Source organism: Paraperibacillus marinus, assembly GCF_046237605.1.
Classification (GTDB): domain Bacteria; phylum Bacillota; class Bacilli; order Bacillales; family DSM-1321; genus Paraperibacillus; species Paraperibacillus marinus.
Window position 1 is genome coordinate 1,386,910 of the sequence record NZ_CP143542.1, and the last position, 21,342, is coordinate 1,408,251.

At 44.2% G+C, this 21,342-nt stretch carries 23 protein-coding genes and 1 pseudogene; 17 read left to right on the forward strand and 7 right to left on the reverse strand.

Annotated features, from left to right (window positions below; translation table 11 throughout):
* Positions 1-401 precede the first annotated feature (401 nt).
* Positions 402-1,178, forward strand: coding sequence for a TerC family protein (locus V1498_RS07035; protein WP_409297818.1), 777 nt, complete (start codon positions 402-404; stop codon positions 1,176-1,178).
* A gap of 84 nt (positions 1,179-1,262) precedes the next feature.
* Here V1498_RS07035 and V1498_RS07040 read toward each other — a convergent pair whose 3' ends face one another.
* Complete coding sequence (locus V1498_RS07040) at positions 1,263-1,649, reverse strand: rhodanese-like domain-containing protein (protein ID WP_409289228.1); 387 nt, start codon at positions 1,647-1,649, stop codon at positions 1,263-1,265.
* A gap of 517 nt (positions 1,650-2,166) precedes the next feature.
* Between V1498_RS07040 and V1498_RS07045 the strand changes: the two genes are divergently transcribed.
* Positions 2,167-4,695: a vitamin B12-dependent ribonucleotide reductase gene (locus V1498_RS07045; protein ID WP_409299184.1), complete on the forward strand. Its 2,529-nt coding sequence runs from the start codon at positions 2,167-2,169 to the stop codon at positions 4,693-4,695.
* Between the two features lie 567 nt (positions 4,696-5,262).
* Entirely contained in the window at positions 5,263-5,439 is a 177-nt protein-coding gene (locus V1498_RS07050) for a hypothetical protein (protein WP_409297820.1), read from the forward strand.
* A gap of 44 nt (positions 5,440-5,483) precedes the next feature.
* On the opposite strand, the gene V1498_RS07055 is transcribed toward V1498_RS07050, so the two are convergent.
* Positions 5,484-6,860, reverse strand: a complete 1,377-nt coding sequence (locus tag V1498_RS07055; RefSeq protein WP_409297821.1) for an esterase-like activity of phytase family protein — start codon at positions 6,858-6,860, stop codon at positions 5,484-5,486.
* 849 nt (positions 6,861-7,709) lie between these two features.
* Between V1498_RS07055 and V1498_RS07060 the strand changes: the two genes are divergently transcribed.
* The gene (locus V1498_RS07060; protein WP_409299186.1) at positions 7,710-7,982 is read left to right on the forward strand and encodes a YggT family protein; all 273 of its coding nucleotides are present in this window, start codon (positions 7,710-7,712) and stop codon (positions 7,980-7,982) included.
* Positions 7,983-8,170: 188 nt separating this feature from the next.
* Entirely contained in the window at positions 8,171-9,184 is a 1,014-nt protein-coding gene (gene splB / locus V1498_RS07065; RefSeq protein WP_409299188.1) for a spore photoproduct lyase, read from the forward strand.
* A gap of 157 nt (positions 9,185-9,341) precedes the next feature.
* Here the strand turns inward: splB and V1498_RS07070 are convergent, their stop codons facing one another.
* The 3 genes from V1498_RS07070 to V1498_RS07080 form a co-directional block, all read right to left on the reverse strand.
* Positions 9,342-10,097: an alpha/beta fold hydrolase gene (locus V1498_RS07070; protein WP_409297823.1), complete on the reverse strand. Its 756-nt coding sequence runs from the start codon at positions 10,095-10,097 to the stop codon at positions 9,342-9,344.
* Positions 10,098-10,629: 532 nt separating this feature from the next.
* Positions 10,630-10,893, reverse strand: a complete 264-nt coding sequence (locus V1498_RS07075) for a Type 1 glutamine amidotransferase-like domain-containing protein (RefSeq protein WP_409299189.1) — start codon at positions 10,891-10,893, stop codon at positions 10,630-10,632.
* 267 nt (positions 10,894-11,160) lie between these two features.
* Positions 11,161-11,595, reverse strand: a complete 435-nt coding sequence (locus V1498_RS07080; RefSeq protein ID WP_409297824.1) for a PH domain-containing protein — start codon at positions 11,593-11,595, stop codon at positions 11,161-11,163.
* Between the two features lie 209 nt (positions 11,596-11,804).
* Between V1498_RS07080 and V1498_RS07085 the strand changes: the two are divergent.
* Positions 11,805-12,011 (forward strand): annotated as a pseudogene (locus tag V1498_RS07085) (N-acetylmannosamine-6-phosphate 2-epimerase); the annotation flags it as partial.
* A gap of 345 nt (positions 12,012-12,356) precedes the next feature.
* Positions 12,357-13,241, forward strand: coding sequence for a patatin-like phospholipase family protein (locus V1498_RS07090; RefSeq protein ID WP_409297826.1), 885 nt, complete (start codon positions 12,357-12,359; stop codon positions 13,239-13,241).
* A 12-nt stretch (positions 13,242-13,253) separates the two neighbouring features.
* On the opposite strand, the gene V1498_RS07095 is transcribed toward V1498_RS07090, so the two are convergent.
* Complete coding sequence (locus V1498_RS07095; protein ID WP_409297827.1) at positions 13,254-13,637, reverse strand: SA1362 family protein; 384 nt, start codon at positions 13,635-13,637, stop codon at positions 13,254-13,256.
* A 102-nt stretch (positions 13,638-13,739) separates the two neighbouring features.
* The gene (locus V1498_RS07100; RefSeq protein ID WP_409297829.1) at positions 13,740-14,684 is read right to left on the reverse strand and encodes a DUF1385 domain-containing protein; all 945 of its coding nucleotides are present in this window, start codon (positions 14,682-14,684) and stop codon (positions 13,740-13,742) included.
* Between the two features lie 240 nt (positions 14,685-14,924).
* On the opposite strand from V1498_RS07100, the gene aroQ reads away from it, so the two are divergent.
* The 10 genes from aroQ (at position 14,925) to spoIIIAF (ending at position 21,338) form a co-directional block, all read left to right on the forward strand.
* The gene (gene aroQ, locus V1498_RS07105) at positions 14,925-15,371 is read left to right on the forward strand and encodes a type II 3-dehydroquinate dehydratase (RefSeq protein WP_409297830.1); all 447 of its coding nucleotides are present in this window, start codon (positions 14,925-14,927) and stop codon (positions 15,369-15,371) included.
* Entirely contained in the window at positions 15,371-16,432 is a 1,062-nt protein-coding gene (locus V1498_RS07110; RefSeq protein WP_409297832.1) for a M24 family metallopeptidase, read from the forward strand. The genes aroQ and V1498_RS07110 overlap by 1 nt, the downstream gene beginning before the upstream one ends.
* Before the next feature lie 19 nt (positions 16,433-16,451).
* Positions 16,452-17,009 (forward strand): elongation factor P, encoded by a 558-nt coding sequence (gene efp / locus V1498_RS07115; RefSeq protein ID WP_409297834.1) that lies wholly within the window; start codon positions 16,452-16,454, stop codon positions 17,007-17,009.
* A gap of 73 nt (positions 17,010-17,082) precedes the next feature.
* Positions 17,083-17,319 (forward strand): hypothetical protein, encoded by a 237-nt coding sequence (locus V1498_RS07120; RefSeq protein ID WP_409297836.1) that lies wholly within the window; start codon positions 17,083-17,085, stop codon positions 17,317-17,319.
* A 134-nt stretch (positions 17,320-17,453) separates the two neighbouring features.
* Entirely contained in the window at positions 17,454-18,386 is a 933-nt protein-coding gene (gene spoIIIAA / locus V1498_RS07125) for a stage III sporulation protein AA (RefSeq protein WP_409297838.1), read from the forward strand.
* Positions 18,379-18,894, forward strand: a complete 516-nt coding sequence (gene spoIIIAB / locus V1498_RS07130) for a stage III sporulation protein SpoIIIAB (RefSeq protein WP_409297840.1) — start codon at positions 18,379-18,381, stop codon at positions 18,892-18,894. The genes spoIIIAA and spoIIIAB overlap by 8 nt, the downstream gene beginning before the upstream one ends.
* Before the next feature lie 17 nt (positions 18,895-18,911).
* Positions 18,912-19,118, forward strand: coding sequence for a stage III sporulation protein AC (gene spoIIIAC / locus V1498_RS07135; RefSeq protein WP_101643394.1), 207 nt, complete (start codon positions 18,912-18,914; stop codon positions 19,116-19,118).
* A gap of 6 nt (positions 19,119-19,124) precedes the next feature.
* The gene (gene spoIIIAD, locus V1498_RS07140; protein WP_409297842.1) at positions 19,125-19,520 is read left to right on the forward strand and encodes a stage III sporulation protein AD; all 396 of its coding nucleotides are present in this window, start codon (positions 19,125-19,127) and stop codon (positions 19,518-19,520) included.
* A gap of 17 nt (positions 19,521-19,537) precedes the next feature.
* Positions 19,538-20,740 carry a stage III sporulation protein AE gene (gene spoIIIAE / locus V1498_RS07145; protein ID WP_409297844.1) on the forward strand — a complete coding sequence of 401 codons (1,203 nt, stop codon included), beginning with the start codon at positions 19,538-19,540 and terminating at the stop codon, positions 20,738-20,740.
* 4 nt (positions 20,741-20,744) lie between these two features.
* Positions 20,745-21,338 carry a stage III sporulation protein AF gene (spoIIIAF, locus tag V1498_RS07150; protein ID WP_409297845.1) on the forward strand — a complete coding sequence of 198 codons (594 nt, stop codon included), beginning with the start codon at positions 20,745-20,747 and terminating at the stop codon, positions 21,336-21,338.
* Positions 21,339-21,342 lie beyond the last annotated feature (4 nt).

Here is a 21,342-nt window from a genome sequence, read left to right on the forward strand (position 1 = left end):
GCCGGGGGCGGATGCCAAAGTAAGCCCGGGAATACTGGTTATTCCCGGGCTTTGCTATGCCGTTAACATAATGATCTTATGTTCACATCTTATGAAGGGGAGAAGAGCAACTGAGCTTCCGGTACTTCCGGTACTTCTGTATAAATCTCAGCTTACCTAAACCTCTGATAATCCGGCCTCAAATAGGAAAATGTAATGAAATAGTGACGAATTTATTACAATAAGCTGTAAGCACATTATTTTTATTCGGATAAAAGTTTATAATCGATTAAGGAAAGGTAGTTATAAACGGATATGTACTCTTGTTACCGTATAATTTGGATTTACTGCGGTTTATGGGGGATTCTATTCAAGGAGCACAATTTGCATTATATTTTTAGAATTAGAAGGAGAGAGATTGGATGGAGTCATTATGGCTGGAGTATGCCTGGGCATTGTTGATCCTGATTGGACTGGAAGGATTGCTTTCTGCCGACAACGCCCTTGTGCTGGCAGTCATTGCCAAGCATTTGCCCGATGATCAAAAAAAGAGAGCGATCAATTACGGTATCATCATGGCTTTCGTTTTCCGGTTTGCAGCCTTGTTTGCCATTTCCTTCATTGCCAATGTCTGGCAGATACAGGCGATAGGAGCCGCTTACCTGCTGTACCTGGGATTGAAGCATGTGATACAGGCAAGGTTCGGGAAAGCGAATGAAAATGTACATAAAGAAGAAGAAGAGGAAGCTGCCGGTAAAGGCTTCTGGCCGACAGTAGGTAAAATAGCCCTGGCTGATCTTGCCTTTGCGATTGATTCCATCCTGGCTGCTGTAGCCCTTGCGCTGGGACTTCCGGATTCGCCCCTCGATGACTTTGGAGGTATGGATGGAGGAAAGTTTATCATCGTCGTCCTGGGAGGAATTGCTGGCTTGATCCTGATTAAGTTTGCGGCAACCTGGTTTGTACAGCTGCTCGAAAAACGTCCCGCATTGGAAACGACTGCCTATGCCATTGTCGCCTGGGTGGGAGTCAAGCTCGCTGTCATTACGCTTGCACATGAGGATATCGGTGTATTGGATCATGATTTTCCCCATAGCACCGGCTGGACCCTTGTTTTCTACGGCGTCCTGGTGGCCATCGCTCTTTGGGGATGGTTTGCACCAGGCAAAAAATCTTCACACGGAAATGGTCATGCATAGCTGCTGAAGTTGAATCGAACTAAATCCGTTGACCTACTTGAATGACAGCAAAAAGGCTCCCTTCACAGGGAGCCTTTTATATCGTTATTGACCTTTTCTTTTAATCTTTCCGCCCCAGCGCTTGAAGCCGCCCTGAAGGTGGGAGATGTCACGGTAGCCTTTTTTGTGGAGCATCTGTGCGGCACGGCCGCTTCTGATGCCGCTCTGGCAGTATAGGTAAACAGGCTTGTCCGGACGGATTTCTTTTAAGCGCATTTTCAGCTGAGTCATTGGTATGTTCCTGGCACCAAGAATATGACCGCCTTCGTATTCGTTCGGCTCACGGACATCTATCAGCTGCGCCTTGCGGTAGCCTGAAATGAATTCTTCCTGGCTCAATGTCTTTACTATGCGTTTTTGATTCAGCCACATAATTAATGTATAGATGATGACAGCTCCTAAAATCACCAGTAAGATATACAATGTTGTCAATGGTAGTACCCCCTTTTACCCTGAAAGTTCCAGCACTATTCATTATATAATTGATAGGGCTAAGAATCAAAACTATTTTATCCATCCATATAAAGAGTCAGTAATTTGTCAAAAATCAGGCAGATAACCATTTTTTCGATGTCAATAGCACAGAAATTTAATTTTTTTTGCAGGCTTTTTAATTGACACGCGGCCGCTTCAGAAACGGCAAGGAATTCAAAAACTGACCCTAAAAGCAAATGGGAAAACTGTTTAAAAAACCGCAAAAAATGATATAAATCGGCAAATTGCTCATGGATCCGCCTTATTCCCCTTTATTCTTTCATTTGACATTCTTCTTTTTCTTTGACCTATTACACCACATATAGTGGTGTCGAAAAAAGAAGATACCTATATATTGATTATTTACGTTTGCTTGTGATAAGTTAAGGGTATCGATTAGAAAGGCGAATTTTGTCGCTTTTCTAAAATGGTTTTTGGAGGAGAGATAGCATTGTCTGTTGCACTATATAGTAATATGAAACTTAATATTGAGAGATTGAATGAAGACATCAAGATCTTCCCGCAGGTATTCCCGGTAACGGAAGATATGAACCTTGCACACAAAGGTGTATCAAGGCTCGTCATGCTGGACCGCTATTCATTCAAGGACACGGCGAAGGTGACGCTCACATCTGGTGATTTTGTTGTATTGACCATCAAGGAAGATCCTAAGTTCCCTGCCAGGGGCCTTGGGTACATCATGGATATTGATTGGGAAAACAAAAAAGCACGGGTGCTTGTTGAAGAAGAGTTCAGGGGAGTACTACAGGGGGAAGAGGCAGACACGGGTGTGATCACAAAATCGCTCGATGTCATTGAAAAGCCGCTTGAAATCTTCTATGAGCAGATTGCCAAGAGAAATGCAGCAGGACTCTCCTCAGTGGAAAAAACAGAAGAAAAGCGAAAAGAATGGTTCGAGAAGTTTTACCAGGAGCTTTCATCCCTTAACTTCATTCCTGCAGGGCGGGTATTATACGGGGCAGGTGCCGATACGGATGTCACCTACTTCAACTGCTATGTAATGCCGTTTGTGCAGGATTCAAGGGAAGGAATATCAGAGCACCGCAAACAGGTCATGGAAATCATGAGCCGCGGCGGCGGGGTAGGCACGAATGGTTCGACGCTCCGTCCCCGGAATGCACTGGCGAGGGGGGTAAACGGCAAGTCATCAGGATCTGTATCCTGGCTCGATGACATTGCGAAGCTCACTCATCTTGTTGAGCAGGGCGGATCAAGGCGCGGGGCCCAGATGATCATGCTGATCGATTCCCATCCGGATATCGTGGAGTTCATCATCTCCAAGATGCAGAATCCAAGGATTCTCCGCTATCTCATTGAAAATACAACCGATGAAACCATCAAGCAGTATGCCAATGAAAAATTAAAGTTTACCCCTTTCGCAGAAACAGAAGCTGCGATGTATCAGGGGATAGTCAACTATAAAACCATGCCAGGCCTTGGCGGCTTCAGCGAAAAAATCATCAGGGATGCTGAGAATAAGCTGCGCACAGGCGGAACATACAGTGTGCACAATTCCGAGTTCCTGACCGGGGCCAACATCTCGGTCTGCCTGACAAAGGAATTCATGGAAGCTGTCGAAAAGGACGAAATGTACGAGCTCCGCTTCCCGGATGTCGAGAGCTATGACCAGGAGGAAATGGACGTTTACAACAGGGAATGGCACAAGATCGGGGACGTCAGGGAATGGGAAAAACTCGGCCATAAGGTCCGCGTCTACCGTTCAATCAAAGCAAAAGAGCTTTGGAACCTGATCAACGTCTGTGCCACCTATTCCGCCGAGCCTGGGATCTTCTTCATAGATAATGCGAACGATATGACCAATGCAAAGGCATACGGCCAGCAGGTAGTGGCAACGAATCCTTGCGGAGAGCAGCCGCTCGCTCCATACTCAGTCTGCAACCTGGCAGCTGTCAATCTGGCTGAAATGGCTGATAAAGAAAAGAAGACCGTTGATTTTGATAAACTCAAAAAGACAGTGGAAGTCGGTGTACGCATGCAGGATAACGTAATAGATGCGACTCCGTACTTCCTCGAAGACAACAAAAAACAGGCACTGGGAGAGCGCCGTGTCGGCCTTGGTGTTATGGGGCTTCATGATCTGCTCATCTACTGTGAAACTGAATATGGCTCCGAGGAAGGCAACAAACTGATCGATTCAGTATTCGAAACGATTGCAGTGACGGCTTACCGCACGTCCATAGAGCTTGGCAGGGAAAAGGGAAGCTTCCCGTTCCTTGAAGGAGAAACTGCTGAGGAGACGAACCGTCTTCGCCAGGCATTCACAGAAACAGGATTCATGCAGAAAATGCCGTCAGATGTCAGGGAATCCATTCTTGCATCAGGTATCAGGAACTCCCACCTTTTGACGGTTGCGCCAACCGGATCTACCGGCACGATGGTAGGGGTATCCACAGGTCTTGAGCCTTACTTCTCCTTCACTTATTACAGAAGCGGGCGCCTGGGTAAATTTATTGAAGTGAAAGCCGACATTGTCCAGGAATATCTTGCGAAAAATCCTGAGACAGATCCGAGCTCACTCCCAGAGTGGTTCATCTCGGCAATGGAGCTTTCGCCGGAAGCCCATGCAGATGTTCAGTGCATCATCCAGCGCTGGATCGACAGCTCAATCAGCAAGACAGTCAATGCACCGAGGGGCTATACTGTCGATCAGGTTGAAGCAGTGTACGAACGCCTTTACAAGGGTGGTGCCAAGGGAGGCACGGTTTATGTTGATGGAAGCCGTGACTCGCAGGTGCTGACATTGAAAGCAGAAGAAAACACATTTGATGAAGAAGAAACAACAGTCAAAGAAGAAAAGAAAGTCGTGCTGGTGGACACCATTTCACCGCTGCGTTCAACCGATGTTACCATAGGTTCAGAAGTCGGGAATACATGCCCGGTCTGCCGTAAGGGCCAGGTCAAGGATATCGGCGGATGCAATACCTGCACAAACTGCGGTTCCCAGCTGAAGTGCGGATTATAAAGATGAAGAGGCCGGAGGGACTGTAGATTTGATAATAAAGTCGTACTGTTTATAAAAAAAAGATGCACCGTTTGAAATAAAGTTATACCGTTTGAAATGAAGTTGCGTCGTTACACCCCTTTGGATTAATATAATCCAAAGGGGTGTTTTTATGTCTCTAAGAACTGGAACATCCAAAGTTGAAAAGTGGATTGCAGAAGGTCGTAGCTCTGGAATTGGCGCTGAATATAAGCCGTGGTTAAACATTCAAGACGTTTCTTAACTGGGAAAATCTTCGCGTTTAAAAAATAAGAAAACAGCTAGGCAACATGAATTTTTATCAGATTTGGAACGGAATTACTTCTATTTAACGTAATATTCTGACTTTATGGTTGATGTTCGAGAACAATTTCCGTTATTGCCGTTGGAAGATACAATTGTTATATCAGGATGAACTAGGAATAAAACACCCTGCTAATCTAAAAACTGGTGAACCAGCCCTGAGATGACTACAGATTTTTTAGTCACAATTAATATTAGTGGTGAAATACAACATTTCGCTAGAACTTAAAAATATAAAATGAGCTAATGGATAAACGTGTTCTAGAGAAATTCGAAATTGAACGGGTTTATTGGGAGAGACATGAAAATGATTGGGGAATAGTAACGGAATTAGAAAAACCAAAGACAATGGCTCATAATATTGCTTTTGTACGTATGCCATCCGATGAGTCTATCAAACTGAAATCAAGTTCTAGATCTTAAAATAAAGCAGCGAAGACTATAGCTTCACTGCTTTATTTACTTCTTTATTTCAGTAACTTAGTAAGCTCTGGAATTGTGAAGAGCCATACCACATTTTTTCGTTCAGTAGGTGAATTAGCACTAAATTTCACATTAGTTGGTAATTTTTTTGAATCTAAAGTCCATTTCTTTGTTAAAGAATCGTAGCTTAAGTCAGTAATCTTTTCACCGTTATCCGTTGAGACTGCGACGCCAAAGTCATTGTCATTTACAATGGCTAATGTTTTACGATCAGGAAGTAATGTTAAGCCCTCAGCTTTTTCCATATCCCACCCGTGCTCGCGGAGATTAAGAATTTCCTTCGTAGAGGGCATTTGAATGTTAAGCTTTTTCAATTCTGCAGGATCGCTAATTGTTTCAAGCTCTTTTCCATTAACTTTTTTATTGGTTAGGTCTGTTGCTTTTGTAAGATCGACAAGGTTAATAACGTTTCTCATCTCGCCATTAATATCCTTACCTTGCTCAATAACGAGAAGCTGCTTATCACTTACTGCGAAAATGTCACCAATTTTCAAGTCCTTAGCTTTTTTAAATTTTGACATATTGACTGGGTAGGCATACATTTTTGTTTTGTTACTCTTTGGATCAAAAACAACAATACGTGTAAATAGGGCATTGTTTGTCTCTCCGTTAATATCTAAAATACTTTGTGCGGATGAAAAAACCTTACCGCTAGGGCTAATACTTAATCCCTCCATGCCACGGTTTGGAATTCGATATTTCAAGATTTCTGGCAGACCGTTACCTGGTTGAAGTTTTTGTACTAATTGACCATTATTTGAAAATTTCGCGATGAATGGACCATATTCATCAGAAATCCAGAAATTACCTTGTTTATCTACAGAAATTCCTTCTGGGTCCATCCCGTTAGGATCGTAGTTTAGTTTTTCCATCGTTGGTAAAAGTGGAATTTCTAGAGAAGAACCTGTTTTACCAGGAGCAATTGGTAGTCCTGTAATATAAGAGTTATTTTTATTCTTTAATTTAATACTTTCATTAATTTGTGCTTTACCTTTTTTAATCTTTAAAATCCCAATTTGCGGTTTGAATGCTGGTGATAGGAAATACTTACTTGCTGATGCTTGTCCATTTTCTAAGTAGGTTGGTGCATCGCCGTTTGGACCTCGGTCTGTCAGGGCATAAAATTCATATTCTCCGGTTTTCTTGTCGTATGATTTGAAGGCTAGTGCAGAACCAAAACCTCCAGCAAAACCATAAGGAAATACTTCAGAAACTGAATCATGTGCAGGTGCGTTTAAATGAGAATTGACGCTTACTGAATATTTTTTCACATCAATATTAGATTTAGCTGAGGCTGCCCCCGCTAAAAGTGAGCTTGCTAATAATGTTGTACAGAGTGATACTGCAAAAATGCGTTTCATAATAGCCCCCTATAGTTGTATTAACTGTTACTATAGCATCATAAAATGATTGAGATATTAATTTTTTGTAAAAATACGATTAATATACTTTATTTTTAATTGTGTTATGAATTTATAAGTGAAAGCTAATCGCTTGGTCAATATGTCGTTGACGGGCTGCATTTTGTTTAATGCTTTTTGGGTTTAAATGGAAACGAGTCTTTTTCTAATACTCATATGTCTTAAACAAAGGCTCAAAGAAATTGAAGAATTTTAAAGTCATTTTTCGGATGGGGTAATGTAGAACCAGGGGAATCGATTTGACGGACGAAGAAAGAGAACAGTTTATTATCCATGTATAAATAGATTAAGGCCAGAGTTTTTAAAGTGCCTGACCCCCGATATAGTCAAGTATTACCGCACTGGTGGTCAGCACTTTTTCTGAATTAATTAGCGCACTGAAAGGGTAAAAAGTTCTGCTCAGGGACAATCGGTTCGGTTTTTGTATGAAAGGAAGCTTATGTTGAAGATTAGCCCACAGAGAATTATCAAACTTTTTTACAAAAAATGTGCAAGGCTTCACAAATAAAGAAACCGTTTTGATCAAACTTTTTTTCAAAATGGTTTCTTTAAATTCACGTAAAATGTGGGTTTGTGAGGTGTCTTTGATCAAAATTTAATCCAAAGCTACAGGGACGGCCTCATTTCTTTTTTATCCACACCCCGTCAGAAGTTATCCTGATTCACAAACTTGAAATTTTTTTTCGTATAAATGAAACCATTTTGGGTAAATAACGTAATATACATATAAAAGATTGCTGGGCTCGGCCAGACTATACCAACAAAAGAGGAGTAACTATATTGGGTAATATGATTTTTCAGATTGGGCAGTATGCCTTTGACCTTTACTATTGGTTGATTTTCATATCGATCTTCGGTTCCTGGTTCCCAGGATTCCAGGCATCCAAAATCGGAGGCTGGATCACGAAGGTGGTAGAGCCATTTCTATCCATATTCCGGAGGTTCATCCCTCCGCTTGGAGGAATCGACTTTTCACCAATCATTGCCCTTTTTGCCTATCGATTCCTGAGCAGGTTTGCTTTGGAGGGGCTTCGACAGACCATCAATGTTCTGGGCATCTAAACTGCCAGTCTACATATAAAGGATAGGAAAACTTTTCTTCCTATCCATCACAAGCCGCCTTTTTTAGGCGGCTTGTTTTTTTGAAATAAGTTCCCAAAACAAGGAATTCATGCTTCGAGTGTGCGAGGCCCATACTAATGCTGTAAAAAACTAATTAAAGTGTGGTGAGAAAGCTGGTTAAGCCGTTTATGCCTCAGCTGGTCTATATCGAGCCGAAGGCACTTGAATATCCGCTTGGAAGGGAATTGAAAAAAAAGTTTGAGGACCTGAATGTTGAGATCCGTGAGACCACCTCACATAACCAAATCAGGAACCTTCCGGGGGAAACTGATTTTCAAAAATACCGTGTTGCCAAATCGACTTTGGTCGTTGGTGTGAGAAGAACATTGAAGTTTGATACATCAAAGCCTTCCGCCGAATATGCGATACCCCTCGCAACTGGCTGCATGGGGCACTGCCATTATTGCTATCTCCAGACCACCCTTGGCAGCAAACCCTATATCCGTGTTTATGTGAATACAGATGAAATTTTTGAGCAGGCGGTCAAATATATGGAAGAGCGGAAGCCTGAGATCACGAGATTTGAAGCGGCCTGTACCTCGGATATTGTCGGCGTTGATCATATCACGCATTCTCTCAAGAAGGCCATTGAATTTTTTGGGCAGCAGGAGTATGGAGCGCTCCGTTTTGTCACCAAATTTGAACATGTGGATCATCTCCTGGATGCCAAACATAATGGAAAGACACGTTTTAGATTCAGTGTGAATTCACGCTATGTAATCAAAAATTTCGAGCCTGGGACATCTTCCTTTGAAGGCAGGCTGGAGGCGGCCAGGAAAGTACTTCATGCAGGGTATCCACTCGGATTTATCGTGGCCCCGATCTATAGGCATGAAAACTGGAAGGAAGGCTATCATGAGCTTTTCGAACGTCTGTACAGTTCCCTTGAGGGTTTGGACTTGTCAGATCTTACTTTTGAATTGATTCAGCACCGATTCACCTCCCCTGCCAAAAAGGTCATACTCAAGAATTATCCAAAATCAAAACTTGAGCTTGATGAAAGTAAACGTAAATATAAATGGGGCCGCTATGGTATCGGTAAATATGTCTATCAGAATGAAGAGGCGAAAGAACTTGAAGATACGATCAGGGGTTACATCGCTGAATACTTTCCGCAGTCGACGGTGCAATACTTTACGTAACACATTATTCAGGCGCACATACAGCAAAGTGTATAAGCCGACACTTTAGTAGTAAAATCAGGACGCAAAATACTCGGAGCCATTATGCTCCGAGCCTTTTTTATAGGATCACTTTTTGAAGATTGTCATCTATTAATTAAATGTAAGACTTAACTATTTATCGGTTATTTATTTGCTTTACACAATCCATAATGGTTTCAATAACTAGATTTGGGTCTGTTAATTGCGGGAAATGCCCGCTTTTTTCTGCCAGAATATGATTGCTATTAGGAGACAACGAAAGTAATTCTAATTGATTTTCTAATCGCTTTTTTCTAACTTCCTCCGGCATCATCCGATTTTCTTTTCCACCTGTAATTACATATACCGGTATTTCAAGAAAAGTGACTAATTGATGAATTTGATTCACAGTTTCTTTGACAAAATTAACTTCATTGAATTGTTTATGGGAAGATAGGAAATCAAATATTTCTAATATTTTATTCATTGCCTTTACGGTTTTACCTTGGTATTGATTAAGAATTAAGTCTTTTGGATGACTAGACTCTAGAAAGATAATACCTGCTGTTTCGTTTGGGTAGAGTCGGGCATACAAATTTGCATATAGTCCACCTAACGAATGACCAACTAATACGAATGGAGGTTCAAACCCTACTAGTGTTAGTGCTTCACGTAGAGTTCTGACAATTGTTAACCCATCCTGAGCTTCTTTAGGTTTATCGCTCCCGGCCACACCAAACCGATTATATGAGAATACTGATGTTGATCCAGAAATTTCTGGTATTATTTTCATCCAGCCTTCTATTGGTCCTGAACCACCGTTAATTAAAACTATATTAGGTTTTCCGTTTCCACTGATATTATATTGTAACGTTCCTTTCGATGTTTCCATTTTATATTTGTTAATTTTCAACGGCAACACCTCATTTCGTAGTAAATCTTTGCCTTATGTACGTTGGCCAGAAGCAATTTGTTTCATAAATTTGTAAATTAGAATAATAAGATTTCCTCGTTCCACTAAACTTCCCGTTCGTTGAATAATTTTCTTAACGCACCAAATCACATAGCCACTAGCATACTAATTAGCATGCTGACAATAACTTCTGTCATACTGTTAAGTGGGTTGAGAATTCGGGTGGTAAAACACCCTAATAAGCACATAAATCCTTATATAAAAAAATGCAGTCCAAATTCAGCTGCGAATTTGAACTGCTAGTTTTTAAGCAAATTGAATTTTTGTACAAGAAAACTGAACTGAACCCATCAGCCTTACATTCTGGCGTTTTTTTTCCGCTGAAACAGCCTTTGGCGTTTATTACTGCAATATCGCCTATCATTTGAATCTTATCATTTTCCACGATGATTCCATCTCCATCATTGGCAGCATAAACGGTTGTCCCTGTTTTTTCAGCATAATATTGGACCTTCCTTATAAAATCCTCATTTCAGCGGTTGAAGTGGGGTAAAAATTCAAAATTAACCAGTTGTAATCCCTCTAATTGAACTTCGGAATCGCCGCTGTAGATTTGAAATAATTTTATGGATTTCCCAAGTTGAACTGCTCCGCCGCTTATCCCAGCAAATGTTCCGCCTTGGTTAAAATATTCGCAAAGAACTCCTTTCATATTACGATGCTGAATAGCTTTCCAAAGAGCAATGGGATTTCCCGCAGAAAGGTGAATAATGTCACATTTATTTAATTCGGCAATTTTTGATCACGATAAAGATCAAAACACATGATATTTTTAATTCCGTATTGATTATAATAGTGTGCTTAGGATGTAAAATACGTTTTTGCTCCCTCTTCTGTAGAGGGGATGTAACCTATTTTGATTTGAATTGGGATCTAAACCATTTAAGAGCATTCGATCCAGTCTATGATTACCAGGAGATTCAGCCGCTTGATCACTATAAAAGAATAATCTCCCCATCAAAACACCTCTATGTTTTACTACCCTTTTTTACGATGCTTACTATTAGATCGCCGCCCCTGGACATCTCTTCTTCAACTCCGCCTTGAACCGCTCACCATCTGCAGGAGAAATTTTGACACTTCCGAGTGATGCTGTTTTATAGAAGATTTCCAGTCCGTCTCTTGATGATAATAATCGGTAGCCGGTGAATATGTCGCTGGTCTTTTTGACCTTCGTGATGTCTTCGTATGGAATCCGGTTCCTGAACGGACCGCCCCTCAGATAGAGGTGATCTCTTTCCATCACATAGGTAACACCTAACCCGCACCAGAGAAGAAATCCGGCCGAAACGAGCAAAAGTGTCAGGATAACCGCTGTATCTAAGATGGTCCTTTCCAGATCCAGGAATAGAGGGACCAGGAAAACTGACGCAACCAAGAGAAAGGCAGACGCCAAGAAGAAAATGAAGAACGAATCTTTCTTTACTTTAAATACCATTTGACATTCCCCTATCCTTTATTTTCCTTATATATATAAATATAACAAATTTTATTGATTTGTATCTATCGAGAAAAAATGAAAATAAATTTCAAATATCCAATAATTATGAAAATGCGGGATGATCATCAAAAAGAAGGAGGCATCCCATGCTCTCTGAAATAAAATCAAGATTGGCCGTATCCTGACAGGCACTTGAAAATGAACCGCTGCATGGACCAGAATACATGCAGCGGATGGCTCTGGCTGCCAAACAGGGCGGGGCTGCGGGAATAAGGGCTAACGGTCCGGAAGATATCAAGGCTATAAAGGAGCATACAGGCCTCCCGGTGATCGGCATTATCAAAAGAGAGTATCCGGGCTCAGATGTATATATAACTCCAGCGATGAAGGAGGTGGGGGAACTTAAAGAAATAAATGAGATGAAGAAGGCGGCTGATATGGAATAATCCACTCATGCGCCCCTCCCGCCTGGAGCATTCATAAAACAAACAGGAGTTTTCTACTCTCAGCCCATGCATGGGAAGGAACCGGGATAAGAGCACAATAAGGCGGTGGAGCGGAATAAGAAGCAGGCAGGAATGCCAGCAAAATAAATGATGTTCACACCAGGCTGCAGGAAGCCTCATGATCCATGCAGCTTCGACCCTTTCCACAAAAAAAAACAGCCAGTCAGCCCTGTCATGCTTATTCTCCATTGGAATATGGAAAGGCCCTCCTGATTAAAGATGTATCAATATGGACTTCAGGGGGATGGCTGGATGCTATTGGATGGGGTTTTTTCAGGAGGTGGGATGAGGGGGCTTGCTTTTGTCGGTGCGTATGAGGCGCTCGAAGAGAAGGGCTTCCGCTTTGTCCGGCTCGGTGGTACAAGCGCAGGAGCCATAATTGCAGCTTTTATTATGGCCGGCTATTCAAGCGGTGAAATAAAGGGAATGATAGAAAAAACTGATTTTCACAAAATGCTGGATAAAAGGAAGCTGAGGTTTCCCATGCCGTTTGCCAAATGGCTTCTCCTTTATAAAAGGATGGGGCTGTATAAGGGCGACGCGCTGGAGGAGTGGATAGCCCTGATTCTGGCAGAGAAAGGAATTTATACATTCTCGGATATCCCGCCGCAGACTTTCCGGGTCATCGCTTCAGATTTGACGAATGCCCGTCTGATGGTACTGCCTGATGATCTGCTCCAATACGGCATTGACCCGGCCCTGTTTTCTGTGGCACGGGCGGTGAGGATGAGCTGCAGCATTCCCTATTTTTTCGAGCCTGTGACACTGAAAGTGAAAAAGAAGAAGAATATTATCGTGGATGGCGGGGTTCTCAGCAATTTTCCCATGTGGCTGTTTGATTCAGAGAACGTTAAAAAGCTTCGGCCGGTGCTTGGGCTGAAGCTGGCATCTGAAGACTATCTGGGGAAGCCCAAAAAGATTGGGAATGCCATTGATTTATTTGCCGGGCTGTTTGAGACGATGAAGGACGCCCATGACTCCAGGTATGTATCGAGGAAATTGACACCCAATATCTTGTTCATCCCTGTTAAAGGGGCAGGAGCTACAGAGTTCCATCTGGCAGGGGATAAGAAATCGGAGCTGATGCAGTATGGCAAGGTGTATACCGAACAGTTTTTAAAAAGATGGTGCTATTAAAAAATCGAGCTCTTAAAAAAGTGCTCGATTTTTCTTTTTGCCCTTTTTCCCTTCAATCACAGTCAGGTGAATATCGCTGCGATCCTTGTTTCTGGCCTTTTTGCGCTTTTTGGCAAGGGAAAAGCTTTGGACATTATTGGTTTTTGCTTTTGAAGCCTCTCTGGATTTTAACCGTTTTTTGGAATAGCGTGCCGCTTTCATAAAGGCGCGCTCATTCCCTTGGCTGGGCTTGCTTCTTGTTAATCGTTTCACCACAAATATGATAATCCCTATAGTCAGAGCCAGGACAATGACGTTTTTCATAAAGCCGGCCGGATTTGAGAACATGCTGCTTGCTAAGCCTATTGCTCCCAGGAAGATTATTAGATAAACCAAAAATGATACTGGACGATTCAACAAAGCCACCTCCTTAAGAGCATCATTTGCATTTTTGCCAAACTTTAAACTTCTATATATCGTAAAGTTCCCGTTTCTAAAAATTGTATTCTTTTTTGTTTTTTACACAATCTCCTCTGTTTTTAAACCTTCGTTTGCTTCCTTTTCCAATTTAAGCAGCTCGCTGAAGGAGCAGATTGCCGTTTCAACCTGATCGTCAGACGGCTCTTTTGTAGTCAGGAGCTGAAGCCACAGCCCCGGGTAGCCAAGGTATTTCAATACCGGGATATCGCGCAATTTATTTGTGAGCTGAAGCACTTCAAACGATATGCCGAGCACGACCGGGATTAAGGCAATCCGGTCAAGCACCCTGAGCCACAGCGGAGTTGTCGGCACAAGCATGTAGACGAACACACCGATGATGACTGTGAACAGGATGAAGCTGCTGCCGCAGCGGTAATGGAGGCGGGATGCCGCCTGGACATTCGCAACAGTCAGCTCCTGATCAGCCTCGTAGGCATTGATGACTTTATGCTCGGCGCCATGATATTGGAAGACCCGGCGTATCAGCGGCGTGAGTGAGACAATATAGATGTACCCAAGCAGCAGGATCAGTTTGAAAAATCCTTCAAGCAGCACCTGGCTGAAATCGCTGGAAAAAATCGGTGTGAATAACACAGCAAGAAAGACCGGGACAAGTGTGAAAACAAATTTCCCGAATAGGAATGAAATCACGCCGACAGCTGCTATTCCGAGCGTCATGGCAAGCTTGGAGGGTTCTTCCTTCACAAGGTCCGCATCATCTTCCGGATCCTGATCATAACGGTCGGAAGAGAAATTAAGATGCTTTGACCCGATGGCGCTTGCCTCAATGATGGCGGCTATGCCTCTTAGAAAGGGAATCTTTTTTAATGCGGCCAGAAATGGATGGGTCTTTTTCGGGACTCTGAAGTAATTTATTGCGCCATTCTTCCGGCGGATGGCAGTGACTGTGGAATGTTTGCCGCCAAACATGACGCCTTCGATGACAGCCTGCCCCCCGTAGATGGGTTTCTGTTGATCTGACAATGTATACACCAGCCTGTGTTGTTAGGATTTTAGCTTATTAGGCAGCGAGCCTGCTGTACTGCCGTATAATACTAATGGGTAGGATATTCTGTATTTCCATTTTACCGAAAAATTGCAGATAGCACTAGAACAATATTATAACCCGATACCCCCCATCTTATGGTATGAAAATTCTAAATTATGTTAGAATGTTGGTATCGGCTTTTACGAAACCTACTTAACGGCACAGGGAGAATCAGAATGGCGAAATTACTGCTTATCAATGGCCCTAATTTAAACAGGCTGGGAAAAAGGGAGCCTGACAAGTACGGAAGCACAACATTGCCTGAATTGGAAAAAGATCTTGCCCGAACAGCACAGGAATCCAGCTTCGAGCTTCATTGTTTTCAATCCAATTTTGAAGGAGCGATCATCGATGCGCTCCATGAAGCCGAGGATGAAGGGGTAAGGGGGATCATCCTGAATCCCGGGGCATATACCCATTACAGTTATGCAATCCGGGATGCAATTGCAGGCATATCTGTACCTGTAATAGAAGTACATATAACCAATGTGCATGCACGCGAAGAATTCCGGCATGTATCTGTGACAGCGCCTGTAACAAAGGGGCAGATAGTGGGCCTTGGCATGCAGGGATATCATCTTGCCCTGCAGGCGTTGATCAGGCTTATCGAGGGGGAAGGATAATGGAAAAATTAGATCGTCTGCGCGAAGCGCTTGTGAAAAAAGGGGTCGACGGCCTGCTGATTGCGAGCCCTTATAACAGGAGATACATGACCGGGTTTACCGGATCTGCCGGCGCTGCGCTGATTTCTATGGATGGGGCGAAATTCATTACGGATTTCCGGTATGTAAATCAGGCGGGGGAGCAGGCAGAAGGATATGAGGTGGTCCAGCATAAAGGGACGATCCCTGAAGAAGTTGGAAACCAGGCGGAATTGATGGGCATCCGGAAGCTCGGCTTTGAACAGGATTATCTGTCTTATGCAGCCTGCAAGGCGTATGAAGAGGCATTTCGCGGTGAATTGGTTCCTATATCGGGGGCAGTGGAAAATTTACGCTTGATTAAGGCTCCTTCTGAGATTAAGATATTAAAGGATGCTGCCAAGATAGCAGACCTGGCCTTTAAGCATATTATTGAATATATCCGTCCTGGCCAGACAGAGCTCGAAGTGGCGAATGAATTGGAATTCTTTATGAGGAAGCAGGGCGCAAAGTCTTCCTCCTTTGATATCATTGTTGCTTCTGGACACCGTTCGGCCCTGCCGCATGGCGTGGCTTCTGATAAAGTTATCCAAAAAGGCGATTTTGTCACACTGGATTATGGGGCATACTTTAATGGATATGTATCTGATATAACCAGAACCTTAAGTGTCGGCGAGCCGGCTGAAGAACTCAAGAAGATCTATAATGTTGTGCTTGAGGCGCAGATGCGCGCCATGGCGGGCATCAGGCCGGGAATGACAGGCAGGGAAGCGGATGCACTCGCCCGGAACCTCATCGAAGAAAAAGGGTATGGTGAATATTTCGGCCACTCCACCGGCCATGGAATCGGACTTGAAGTGCATGAAGGCCCAGCGCTTTCGGTAAAATCAAGCCTGGTCCTTGAACCCGGTATGGCCGTGACCGTGGAACCGGGAATTTATATCAGCGGCCTCGGAGGCGTCCGGATCGAGGATGATACTATAATTACGGCTGAAGGCAATGAATCACTCACACATTCCACCAAGGAACTAGTTATTTTGTAACCCAATAGGAGGTACATACATGATTTCAGTTAATGATTTTCGTACAGGCTTAACCATTGAAGTGGACGGGGGAATTTGGACAGTCATTGAATTCCAGCACGTCAAACCAGGAAAAGGTGCTGCGTTCGTCCGTTCCAAGCTGCGCAATCTCCGTACTGGCGCCATTCAGGAAAAGACCTTCCGTGCAGGTGAAAAGGTAGCGAAGGCTCATATTGAAAACCGCAAAATGCAATATCTGTATGCATCTGGCGATGACCATGTTTTCATGGACAATGAGACTTATGAGCAGATTGAGCTTCCTGCATCCCAAATCGAGCGCGAGCTTAAATTCCTGAAAGAAAATATGGAAGTTTACATCATGACTTTCCAGGCAGAAACACTGGGCGTCGAGCTCCCTAACACAGTTACCCTGGAAGTGACTGAAACAGAACCGGGCATCAAAGGCGATACTGCATCCGGCGGTTCTAAGCCGGCAACAGTTGAAACAGGCCTTGTGGTCCAAGTTCCTTTCTTTGTGAACGTGGGCGATAAGCTCGTTGTCAATACCACTGACGGCAGCTATGTATCACGCGGGTAAATGAATGCTTTTGATTGGGCCGGCAGATTTCTGCCGGCCTTTTCTGCGGGAAATAAGACACATAGGATCATTCATGAGAAAAGCCCGTGGCCAGATCCGGGCTTTTTTATGTGGAAAAGGGGCGGAGCTGATCATGAAGCTTCTTGCAGCTAGATGTGAACATCATTTAATTATCTGGTATTCCTGCCTGCGCCTTGCTCCGCTCCACCGCCTTACTGTGTTTGTTCCTGCTCTTGTCCAAATCTTCTCCATGCATGGGCTGCGGGTAGAAAACTCATGTTTGTTTTCTGCACATATAGATGCGAAATAAGATGCCGGCCGTCACTTTGATGGCCGGCATTTCTGATGCTGTGGTCTTAGCGTCCTTTTTACTCGGCACAAGTCATATTGTGTACAAGCCGGCATACATTTTAATTATGAGAAATGGAAGCTGGAGGTATAAATATGAAAACAATTCTAGCATTCCTGCCCGCGAGCATTTCAAGCCTGATAGGCACCCTCCCCCGGGATATCCTGGATTCCCTGGAAGAAATCAGAATACGCATCAGCAGGCCGATAGAGATCATAACTGGGGGTAAACCGCATTTCCTGCCCTATAGGGCCACACAGGAGGACTCGCTCAGGTTTCTAAACGCCCTCAGCCAATTTTCCTTATATACATTGGACGAGGAATTGAGAAGGGGCTATGTGACGATAGAGGGCGGGCATAGGGTAGGTCTTGCTGGCAAGGTGATACTTGAACACGGATCTGTGAAAGCGGTCCGGGATATATCCTCTTATAATATCCGCATTGCCAGACAAAAAATCGGAGCCGGTGAACCTCTCATCCCCTGCCTGCACCAGAAGAAACAATGGCTCCATACATTGATCATCGGGCCTCCCCAGACTGGAAAAACGACTATCCTCCGCGACCTGGCAAGAATCATATCAAGCGGTTCCGCCTCTGCTGGAATCGAACCGAGTAAAGTAGGAATTGTGGATGAACGCTCTGAGATTGCAGGCTCTCTAAAGGGAGTCCCGCAGCTGGACGTTGGGGACCGTGTGGATGTACTGGATGGATGCCCAAAAGCAGAAGGGATGATGATGATGATCAGATCCATGTCGCCAGAGGTGCTGATTGTAGATGAAATCGGAAGAAGGGAAGATACAGACGCGGTGCTTGAAGCAGCGAATGCGGGCATCAGGCTGTTCATTACCACACACGGAGCCTCCCTGGAGGAAATCAGGAAGCGCCCGATCATTCATGAAATATTGAGGCATGGAATCTTTGAACGGTTTATTGAACTTGGGCGTGCGGGTGTACCAGGCGTTATAGCCGGCATCCTTGACAAGGATGGAAATCGGGTGGACCGAAGTACGGCAGGCCGGCATGCTTAAGCTGATTGGGGCAGGATTGATTCTGTCTGCCGCATCATGGGGCGGTTTTGACATGGCCCGGCGGTATACGGAGCGGACAAGGCATATCAGGCAGCTCAGATCTTCCCTGCAGGCGCTTGAGGCGGAAATCATGTACAGCCATACCCCTTTAAAGGACGCATCCGTAAAGCTTTCCCGTCAGCTGCCAAAACCTGTATCAAATCTGTTCGATTCCTTTGCTGTAAGACTCGGGGATCTAGGAACGACTGCCCGTGATGCCTGGGAAGGAAGCCTGAAGGAAGTTTGGCCGGAGCTTTCTTTGAAGCGGGAAGAGTTCGAAATTCTAGCCCAATTCGGAGAAACACTTGGCATGCATGACAGGGCGAGCCAGCAAAAACAGATACACCTGACCCTCACCCATTTGGAGCGGGAAGAAAAAGAGGCGGCGGACCGCCAGCTGAAATATGAAAAAATGCTCAAAAGTCTTGGGTTCCTGTCCGGCTTGCTGCTTGTCATTTTACTTTTGTAACCTAAGGAGAGAAGGATATGGGAATAGATGTGGATCTGATTTTTAAAATAGCCGGAGTCGGCATAATCGTTGCTTTTCTTCATACGGTACTTGACCAGGTTGGGAAAAAGGAATATGCACAATGGGTCACCCTGGTCGGCTTCATTTTTATATTATTCATGGTGGCTTCTGTGATGGACGACCTCTTCCAGAAGATTAAATCCGTTTTTTTATTCGAGGGGTGACAGAGATTGCTGCCTGAGATCCTGAAGATAGCCGGTATCTCGCTGATCGCTACCTTCCTTGCCCTGATTGTGAAAGAACAGAAGCCATCGTTTGCATTCCTATTGATCGTTTTTACCGGCTGTTCAATCTTTTTGATCCTGCTCGACCAGATTTCACAAATTATTTCCATGTTAGAGAAGATTGCTGTTAAAGCAAATGTGAACATGATTTATCTTGAAACCATCCTTAAGATTATCGGCATTGCCTATATCGCAGAATTCGCATCCCAAATTACGAAGGATGCGGGACAGGGGACCATCGCATCGAAGATCGAACTGGCCGGGAAAATCATTATCCTGGCGATGGCCATCCCAATCCTCACAGTCATCATCGAAACCATAATCAAACTTATACCAAGCTAGGAGCGAACCGATTCTGATTGGGAGGTGAACGGACCATCAAACATATCCGTATCTTGATCTTATTTGCAGCCTTTTTTTTAGCACTGAATCATTCTGAAGCCTCCGCCGAAGATGGCGGGAAACCGCCTGCCACTGAACAAATTATGAATTCCCAGCTTGAGAAACTTGGGGTCGACTCCTTGAGAGAATATTGGGAAAAGGTTTCAACTGAATATGGAGGCTTTCTTCCGGAGAGCCAAAAGGGCAGCTTCATGGATTTTATCCGCGGTGAAAAGAAGTTTTCCATCAGCGAATGGGCAAAAGGCCTGGGGAAATTTGTTTTTCATGAGCTGTTGGTCAACGGCAGGCTTCTCGGCACTTTGGTGATTCTGACTGTGCTGAGCATGTTTCTGCAGTCCCTGCAGTCCGCCTTCGAAAAAAGCTCAGTAAGCAAGGTGGCATATGCCATCGTTTTCATGGTCTTGATCATTCTGGCACTTAACAGCTTCCATGTAGCCATCCAATATACAAAGGAAACAATAGAATTGATGATTTCCTTCCTTATGGCGTTGATCCCGCTGCTGCTGGCCCTGATCGCGGCTTCTGGAGGAGCCGTCTCAGCGGCATTCTTTCATCCGGTCCTAGTGTTCCTCATGAACACGAGCGGCCTTTTGATGCAGCATGTGGTCCTGCCGCTGCTGCTGCTTTCAGCCATCCTCAGCATCGTGAGCACACTTTCTGAACAATACAAAGTCACTCAGCTGGCCAATCTTCTGAGAAATGGAAGCATCTGGCTGATCGGGACGTTTATGACCATCTTCCTCGGCGTCATTTCCGTCCAGGGGGCATCGACAGCTGTTGCAGACGGCTTGACTCTCAGGACCGCAAAGTTCATTGCAGGCAACTTTATCCCGGTGGTGGGCAGAATGTTTTCAGATGCAACAGACACCGTCATGAGTGCATCGGTTTTACTGAAAAACACGGTGGGGCTGGCAGGGGTTGTTATCCTGCTTCTGATCTGCGTCTTCCCTGCACTTAAAATACTCATAGTCGCTTTTGTGTACAAGCTCTCGGCCGCCATCCTCCAGCCTCTTGGCGGCGGCCCGGTCATCAGCTGCCTCAGTGTTATCAGCAAGAGCATGATCTACATATTCGCAGCCCTGGCCATTGTCTCGATCATGTTTTTTTTGAGCATAACGGTCATAATAGCAGCCGGCAATGTAACACTCATGGTGAGGTGAAATCATGCAATATATCACGTCCTGGGTAACCAATATCATTCTATTTATCCTGCTTGCAACCGTCATAGACATGCTGCTGCCAAACTCCTCCATGCAGAAGTACGCAAAAATGGTCATCGGCCTGCTGCTGATTGCAATCATTCTTTCTCCCATACTTAAACTATTTTCCACAGACTTTGAACACATTGTTGCCGTTGCGCTTCACTCAGGGGAAAAACAGCAAAACATAGAAAATGCAATCGAAGTGAAGAAAAAAGAAATACAAGCCTCACAGCGTGCATATATTTTAGAACAGATGGCTGTCCAGCTGAAAGCCGATGCCAAAGAGGAGTTGATGAACAAGTATCAGATGAAGGTAGAATCCATTATTGTCCAAGCCGAAAAGGATGAGCCCCAGTCCCCGAAAGACATTAACAGCATTAAAGTGATTCTAACGCCGGCAGGGGGCGGGGCAGAAGAAACCATCGCTCCGGTCCGCATTGATACTTCGGAACCCTTGCAGGAGCACAATGCAGATGTAGAATCTATCAAACAATTACTCGCAGCTAAATGGTCAATCAAAGAAGAAATTCTGGCGATTGAGCTTGAAGGAGGGTGATGAA